Annotated in this window: 1 protein-coding gene; it reads right to left on the bottom strand. The window is 76.6% G+C overall.

Translation table 11 applies throughout. The features are described 5' to 3' along the window. Nucleotides 1–214: 214 nt before the first annotated feature. The gene (locus tag ABD317_RS36505) at nt 215–1,549 is read right to left on the bottom strand and encodes a molybdopterin-dependent oxidoreductase (RefSeq protein ID WP_344296290.1); all 1,335 of its coding nucleotides are present in this window, start codon (nt 1,547–1,549) and stop codon (nt 215–217) included. Between the last annotated feature and the right edge of the window lie 240 nt (nt 1,550–1,789).

Raw genomic sequence — 1,789 nt, 5'->3', positions numbered from 1 at the left:
GTGCCCGGCCCGGGCCGGCCCCCGGGCCCGCCCGCGCCTCCCGCGCCCCGCGCGTCGTCCCGCTCCCGCGCGCCGCCGTTCGCCTCGTGCCTGCCGCGCGGCCTCGGCGCACCATGCGGCCCGTGCTCGCCCTCCGGCCTGTGCATCCCGTCCGCCCCCTGCGCTCTTTCCGGCCCCTGCTCACCGTGCGCCCCGCCCGGAGGGCGACCCGTACTCACGGCAGCTCCCCGAACGTCAGCCTCGTCACCCACTTCGTGTTGTGCACCCCCGGGTTGGCCGGGACTATGACCCGCGCCGGATACCCGTGGTCCCGCGACAGCACCGCGCCGTTGACGTGCAACGCCAGCAACGACCGCGGGTCCCGTACCTGGTTGGCCCGCAGCGACGCCGCCCGGAACGCGCCCCTCGGCTGCGCCGACTCCGCGAACACCCCGTCCCCCTCCCCCGCCTCCACCAGCGCGGCCAGGTCCGCGAGGCGCACCCCGCGCCACAGCTGGTCGTCCGTCGACCAGCCCTCGACGCACGCGATCGGCAGCGAGGCCGTGTGCTGCGGCAGTGCCAGCAGCTCCGCCCGGCTGAACACCGCGCGGCGGCCGTTCCCGGCGCGTACGACCAGGCGCCAGCGGTCGCCGAGGTCGGCCGGTTCGATGCCGACGGCCGCGGCGGTCTTGTTGACCTGGAAGCCGTTCGGTCCGTCCCCCGGGTTGCCGCCGCCGTGCGGCGCGAGGAGCGCGGTGCGGCGCAGCGGGCCGCCGATGCTCTGCCCGGCGGTGACCGCGGCCAGCCCCAGCGAACCGGCGCCGACCAGCGCGGCGGCGCCGCGCCGGGTGATCGTCGGCGGCGCGGGGTCGGTGGCGCGCAGGTCGTCCATGCCGCGGTCGCGCAGTCCGCGGCGCAGCTTGCCGACGCGGGTGGCGAGATGGACGACGAGGGCGGCGAGGAACACCCACGCGCCGTAGAAGTGGAGGGTGTAGAAGGAGCCCGGGAAGACGTAGAAGAGCTGCATGTTGAGGATGCCGGTGGCGAACTCGAAGAGCCCGCTGCCGACGAGCAGCAGCGTCGAGCCGCGCTCCAGCGCGTGCCGGGCCGAGTGCAGCGGCGGCCAGACGAAGAGGCGGGGGAGCACCGACCAGAGCTTGGCCAGCAGGACGGGGACGAGGGCGACGCCGAGGGTGACGTGGACGCCCTGGTTGAGGCGGTAGAGCCAGTGCGGGTCGGTCGGCCAGGAGAAGAGGTAGAAGCCGAGGAGGCCCTTGGTGGCGGTGCGGTCGTTGCCGGGGAGGTCGGGGTTGTAGGCGGCGTACGACAGCAGGCCGGTCAGCAGCAGCAGGGGGAGGCCGACGAGCAGGACGGTGCCCAGGAGTGCGGTGAACCACGGGCCGCGCAGCGGGCTGCGCCAGAAGGCGGGGCGGAACGGGCCGGGCGGTGGAGGCAGGGCGGGCCCGGGACCGGCGGCGGGGCCGGGACCGGGGTCGGCGGCGGGGCCGGGACCGGGGTCGGCGTCGGGGCCGGGGTCCGAGCGGGGGGCCGGCGGGCGTACGGCGGACATGTGTCGACCGTATGCCGACGAAAGGCCCGTACCACCGCACCGACTCCTGACGAAAGCATGACGTCACCGCGCGCTCCCGCCGCAAGCGCGCCGACGCTGCCTAGCGTGGCGACGTGACCGCCTCACCCACCCGGCCGCCGGGCGCCGGAACGAAGACAGAGACAGACACCGGTACCGGGCCCGTGCCCGGCGCCGGCCCGGAAGCCGCGACCGCGGGCGCCCCGCCGCCGCCGGCGGAGG

This window comes from Streptomyces synnematoformans (genome assembly GCF_039531005.1).
GTDB lineage: Bacteria > Actinomycetota > Actinomycetes > Streptomycetales > Streptomycetaceae > Streptomyces > Streptomyces synnematoformans.
Note: the sequence above shows the minus strand (reverse complement) of the source record. Positions and strands in the feature narration are given on the sequence as shown.

Excerpts from the sequence above, each read along its gene's own strand:
- ABD317_RS36505 (WP_344296290.1), bottom strand. The coding sequence starts at position 1,549 with ATGTCCGCCGTACGCCCGCCGGCCCCCCGCTCGGACCCCGGCCCCGAC.